This is a genomic window from Streptomyces bobili, from assembly GCF_002154575.1.
GTDB lineage: Bacteria > Actinomycetota > Actinomycetes > Streptomycetales > Streptomycetaceae > Streptomyces > Streptomyces bobili.
Genome location: NZ_MUBA01000111.1, coordinates 1 through 5,094 on the forward strand (window position 1 = coordinate 1; position 5,094 = coordinate 5,094).

At 71.2% G+C, this 5,094-nt stretch carries 5 protein-coding genes; 4 read left to right on the top strand and 1 reads right to left on the bottom strand.

Annotated elements, in window-relative coordinates:
- The coding region (locus BZL64_RS10210) for an NsdA family TPR-like regulatory protein (protein ID WP_107430256.1) at positions 1-1,538 on the bottom strand (1,538 nt) is incomplete at its 3' end.
- 343 nt (positions 1,539-1,881) lie between these two features.
- Here BZL64_RS10210 and lipB point away from each other — a divergent pair.
- The 4 genes from lipB (at position 1,882) to BZL64_RS10230 (ending at position 5,059) form a co-directional block, all read left to right on the top strand.
- The gene (lipB, locus tag BZL64_RS10215; protein ID WP_086768276.1) at positions 1,882-2,679 is read left to right on the top strand and encodes a lipoyl(octanoyl) transferase LipB; all 798 of its coding nucleotides are present in this window, start codon (positions 1,882-1,884) and stop codon (positions 2,677-2,679) included.
- 127 nt (positions 2,680-2,806) lie between these two features.
- Positions 2,807-3,772 (top strand): lipoyl synthase, encoded by a 966-nt coding sequence (gene lipA, locus BZL64_RS10220; protein ID WP_086768278.1) that lies wholly within the window; start codon positions 2,807-2,809, stop codon positions 3,770-3,772.
- Positions 3,773-4,055: 283 nt separating this feature from the next.
- Positions 4,056-4,256: an SCO2195 family GlnR-regulated protein gene (locus BZL64_RS10225; protein WP_086768280.1), complete on the top strand. Its 201-nt coding sequence runs from the start codon at positions 4,056-4,058 to the stop codon at positions 4,254-4,256.
- Between the two features lie 101 nt (positions 4,257-4,357).
- Positions 4,358-5,059 carry a DUF4191 domain-containing protein gene (locus BZL64_RS10230; protein WP_086768282.1) on the top strand — a complete coding sequence of 234 codons (702 nt, stop codon included), beginning with the start codon at positions 4,358-4,360 and terminating at the stop codon, positions 5,057-5,059.
- Positions 5,060-5,094 lie beyond the last annotated feature (35 nt).

Here is a 5,094-nt window from a genome sequence, read left to right on the forward strand (position 1 = left end):
CCTACCGCGACGCGGTCCCGGCGAGGGTGTACCGGGACCGCGTCGCGGTAGGGCTCCAGCCGGCGTTCGAAGTCACGGACGTACTCCACCGCCCGCACCGACCGCATCTCCGCCGCCTGCCCGGCCGCCTCCGCGGCGATCTGGCAGGCCTGGTCGAGTTCACCGAGGCCGAGGCGGGCGGTGGCGAGGACGACCCGGCAGAAGAGGCGACTGCGCGCGTACGCGGCGGGCCGCAGCTGCAGGGAGCGTTCGGCGTGCTGCGCGGCGGCCCGGAACTGCTGGAGGTCGCGGTGGCAGTGCCCGAACTCGTCGGCCAGCTGCCCCTCGTCGAAGAACCGCGCCCAGAACGGCACCTCGTCCCCCGCCTTGGCCGCCTCCAGCGCCCGCTCCGCCCGCACGAGGGACGCGGTGCAGGCCCGCACCTCGCCCATCACCCCGTGCCCGCGCGCCTCGACCGCGTGCAGCAGCGCCTGCACGACGGGCGGCGAACCGCTGCCGACGCCCTGCTGCGCCACCCGCGCGAGCTGTACGGCCTCCCGCCCGTGCCCGAGGTACACGGCCTGGCGGCTCATCGTGATGAGGACGTAGGAGCCGTACGCCCGGTCCCCCGCGGCCTGGGAGAGGCGCAGGGCCTGGACGAAGTACCGCTGGGCCAGGCCGTGCGCGGCGATGTCGAAGGAGGTCCAGCCCGCGAGGCGGGTGAGGTCGGCGGCGGCGCCGAACAGCCGGCGGCCGGTCTGCTCGCCGTAGGTGCCGCGCAGCATCGGTTCGCACTCGTGCTCCAGGTAGCGCACGAGGGCCTGGCGGGCGTGGCCGCCGCCGTACATGTTGTCGAGGGTGCGGAAGAGTTCGCCGACCGAGCGGAGCGCGGAGATGTCGCCGCCGGTGACCCGGTGGACCGGGCCGCGGTCGGCCGTGCCGCGCTGCCGGGGCACCCCCGGCAGGCCGCCGGTCATGCCGGCGGGCATGCCGCCGGGCAGCGGGGCCGTCGGGCCGGTCCTGGGCTGGGCGGCGGGCCTCGGCTGGGCGGGCCTGGCGGACTGCGGCCTGCCCTGGACCGGCACGCGGGCGGCGGCCGGATCGCCGTGGGCCACCCTCTCGTCGGCCCGGCCGATCAGCCAGTCCCGGCTGGGCACGACGAGACCGGCCGCGGTGAACGCGATCTTGCGCAGTTCGGCGTGGCTGCCGGAGTCCTTGCGCCACAGCCCGCTGACGATCTCGACGGCCTCCTCGGGGGTGCCGGCGAACTCCAGCCCCGCGTACACGGGGGCGCAGGCGTCCAGGCCGAGATCCTGGGCGGTCAGCCGGCGGCCGAGACGGCGGGTGAAGACCTCGGCGATGAGGGCGGGGGTGGTGCCGCGGGGCTGCTGGCCGCGCAGCCACCGGGTGACGGACGTCTTGTCGTATCTGAGGTCCAGGCCGTGCTCGAGACCGAGCTGATCGACGCGTCGGGCCAGACCCGCGTTGGAGAAGCCCGCTTCTGCGATGAGCGCGGCGAGCTGACGGTTGGGAGTGCGCTGCGCGGGTCGTTCCGTCATCTGCGGTGCGGTCTCCTGCCTTCCGGGCCTCTGACGTGCCCGGATGAAGTGCCCTGATTGCTGTGAGCTGCCCTGATGGCCTCGTGAACGGCGCGAATGTAGCGGAGAGTAAGCAGGCCCTCGCACATCTCGACGTTCATTCATCCGATCGTGTGAGGATTGCCCGCGGGGCTGACGCCTGACGGGCGGACGTACAGTTGCTTGGGGCGCGGTCGGGCCTGACAGACAGGTCCCGGGCGACGAGCACAGGGCCGGCACAGCGTCGGCACGGCCCGCGCCGCACCGCCGTACGGCCGTATCGCCGTACGGCCGCACCGCCGTATCGCCTAGGGAGGCGCTTGCCGTGAGTGAGTTGCGGTTCGTTCGCATGGGCTTCGGAGCGGACGCCGTCGAGTACCGCGAGGCGTGGGACGAGCAGCGCCTGGTGCACGCGGCGCGGTTCGCGGACGAGGTTCCCGACACCGTGCTGCTGCTGGAGCACCCGCCGGTGTACACGGCGGGCCGGCGCACGGTCGAGAGCGAGCGCCCGCTGGACGGCACCCCGGTGGTGGACGTGGACCGGGGCGGCAAGATCACCTGGCACGGCCCCGGCCAGCTGGTGGGCTACCCCATCCAGAAGCTTCCACGCCCGGTGGACGTCGTGGCGCACGTGCGACGGCTGGAGGAGGCCCTGATCCGGGTCTGCGCCGAGTTCGGCGTGGAGACCTCTCGGGTCGAGGGCCGCAGCGGGGTGTGGGTGCTGGGCGATCCGGTCGAGCAACGCCCCTCGCTCGGCGGGCTGTCGCTGGACTTCGACCCCCGGCTGCACGACGAGGAGTTCGACCCGCGGCTGAACGGCCCGGAGTACGCGCCCTCCAACGCCGGCCAGCGCCGCGAGGACCGCAAGGTCGGCGCGATCGGCATCCGGGTCGCCAAGGGCGTCACGATGCACGGCTTCGCGCTGAACGTGAACCCGGACAACGCCTGGTTCGACCGCATCATCCCGTGCGGGATCCGCGACGCGGGCGTCACGTCCCTGGCCAACGAGCTGGGCCGGGACGTCACGATCGACGAGGTGCTGCCGGTCGCGGAACGGCACCTGAAGGACGTACTGGAGAACGCGGAGCTGAAGCCGCGGGAGATCGAGAAGGCGACCGTCTAGGACGGCGGTGCCCGGCCACCGGGGGAATGGTCCCCCGGGTCTCCGGGGTTGGCCTCACCGATAGGGCTCAACAAACACGGGCGTACCCTGGTGTACGCCGAAGAATCGAAGCTACAGGGAGCCGGTCGTGTCCGCAGTCGCACCCGACGGACGCAAGATGCTGCGCCTGGAGGTCCGTAACAGCCAGACCCCCATCGAGCGCAAGCCCGAGTGGATCAAGACCCGGGCGAAAATGGGTCCCGAGTACACGAAGATGCAGAACCTCGTGAAGAGCGAGGGCCTGCACACGGTCTGCCAGGAAGCCGGCTGCCCGAACATCTACGAGTGCTGGGAGGACCGCGAGGCGACCTTCCTCATCGGCGGTGACCAGTGCACGCGGCGCTGCGACTTCTGCCAGATCGACACCGGCAAGCCCGAGGCGCTGGACCGCGACGAGCCCCGCCGGGTGGGCGAGTCCGTGGTCACCATGGACCTGAACTACGCCACCATCACCGGCGTCGCCCGCGACGACCTGGCCGACGGTGGCGCCTGGCTGTACGCGGAGACGGTCCGCCAGATCCACGCGCAGACCGCGAACCGCGAGGCCGGCCGCACCAAGGTCGAACTGCTCGCCCCCGACTTCAACGCCGAGCCGGAGCAGCTCGCCGAGGTCTTCTCCTCGCGCCCCGAGGTCTTCGCGCACAACGTGGAGACGGTCCCGCGGATCTTCAAGCGCATCCGTCCGGGCTTCCGCTACGAGCGCTCCCTGAAGGTCATCACCGAGGCCCGCGACGTCGGCCTGGTCACCAAGTCCAACCTGATCCTCGGCATGGGTGAGACCCGCGAGGAGGTCAGCGAGGCGCTCAAGCAGCTGCACGAGGCGGGCTGCGAGCTGATCACCATCACGCAGTACCTGCGCCCGTCGGTGCGCCACCACCCGGTGGAGCGCTGGGTGAAGCCGCACGAGTTCGTGGAGCTGAAGGAGGAGGCCGAGCAGATCGGCTTCTCGGGCGTCATGTCCGGCCCGCTGGTACGGTCCTCGTACCGCGCCGGACGCCTGTACCAGATGGCCGTCGAGAAGCGCGGTTCCTTCGTGGCCGTCCAGGCCGTCTGACACTGCGTCAACTCCTCCTCCCCGTCCGCCGGGTCGCACGTCGGGGAGGGGGCGTGTGAATTCACGCACAAGTGATTACCCGGCAGTAGAGGCTGATTCCACGCGGTCCTGACCGTCCTCGCAGATGAGGGCGTGCGTCAGGGCCGCGTCAGCATTTCGGCCCCGCGCACCAAGGCTTCATGGGTGTTTGACCGGTCGGTCATGCCCTGGTAACACCAAACAGTGACGCTGAAGTCACACCACGTAGATCCGTGCCAAGCCGCTTCCGAGGGGGACCCCCACCATGCAGGCCGCGCCCGTTCGCGCCACCGCGATCCCGTCCTTCACCGACGCCCTGCGCGCCGTCGAGTCCCTGCTCATGAGCGGCGGTCAGCGCACCGCCCGGCGCAACGCCTGGACCTCCGTCCTGGAGGACCGCCGTCGCGCCAAGGACCGATTCGAGGCGGAGCGCGTCCTCGAAGAGGCCACCTCCGCCCGTCTCTGACCCCCCTCGCGCTCCTCTCCGGGGGCTCTCGAGGTCGCGTCGGGGCCCCCAGCGGGGCACTGCCGTCGTAGGCGCTCCCCGGGCCACGTAGACTGCGTGGCATGGCGAGGAAGGACACGGCGGCGGACGCCGCTAACACCGGGCGACTGAAGCAGATCGCCCTGACCTACAAGATGACCCGCAAGGCCGACAAGAAGATCGGTCTTGTACTCGCGGCTGTCGGAATCGTCACCTTCGGTGTCTTCCTCGCGATCGGTTTCCTGATCGGTCACCCCATCTATGCCGGCATCCTGGGATTCCTGCTCGCGTTCCTCGCGACGGCGATCGTGTTCGGGCGCCGTGCGGAGCGGGCGGCCTTCGGGCAGATGGAGGGCCAGCCGGGCGCTGCCGCGGCGGTGCTCGACAACATCGGCCGAGGCTGGACGACGACCCCCGCGGTGGCGATGAACCGCAGCCAGGACGTGGTGCACCGCGCGGTCGGCAAGGCCGGCATCGTGCTGATCGCCGAGGGCAACCCGAACCGGGTGAAGAGCCTGCTGGCGGCCGAGAAGAAGAAGATGAACCGGATCGTCGCGGACGTCCCGGTGCACGACCTGCTCGTCGGCACGGGCGAGGGCCAGGTCGAGCTGAAGAAGCTGCGGACCACCATGCTGAAGCTGCCGCGGGTCCTGACCGGTTCCCAGGTGACCACCACCAACGACCGGCTGCGCGCCTTGGGCGACCTGATGAGCAACATGCCGCTGCCGAAGGGCCCGATGCCCAAGGGCATGCGCCTGCCGAAGGGCGGACAGCGGCCCCGCTGATCCCCGTCACACACGAAGCGTCACGACGGAGGGGG

Excerpts from the sequence above, each read along its gene's own strand:
- BZL64_RS10230 (WP_086768282.1), top strand. The coding sequence starts at position 4,358 with ATGGCGAGGAAGGACACGGCGGCGGACGCCGCTAACACCGGGCGACTG.
- BZL64_RS10225 (WP_086768280.1), top strand. The coding sequence starts at position 4,056 with ATGCAGGCCGCGCCCGTTCGCGCCACCGCGATCCCGTCCTTCACCGAC.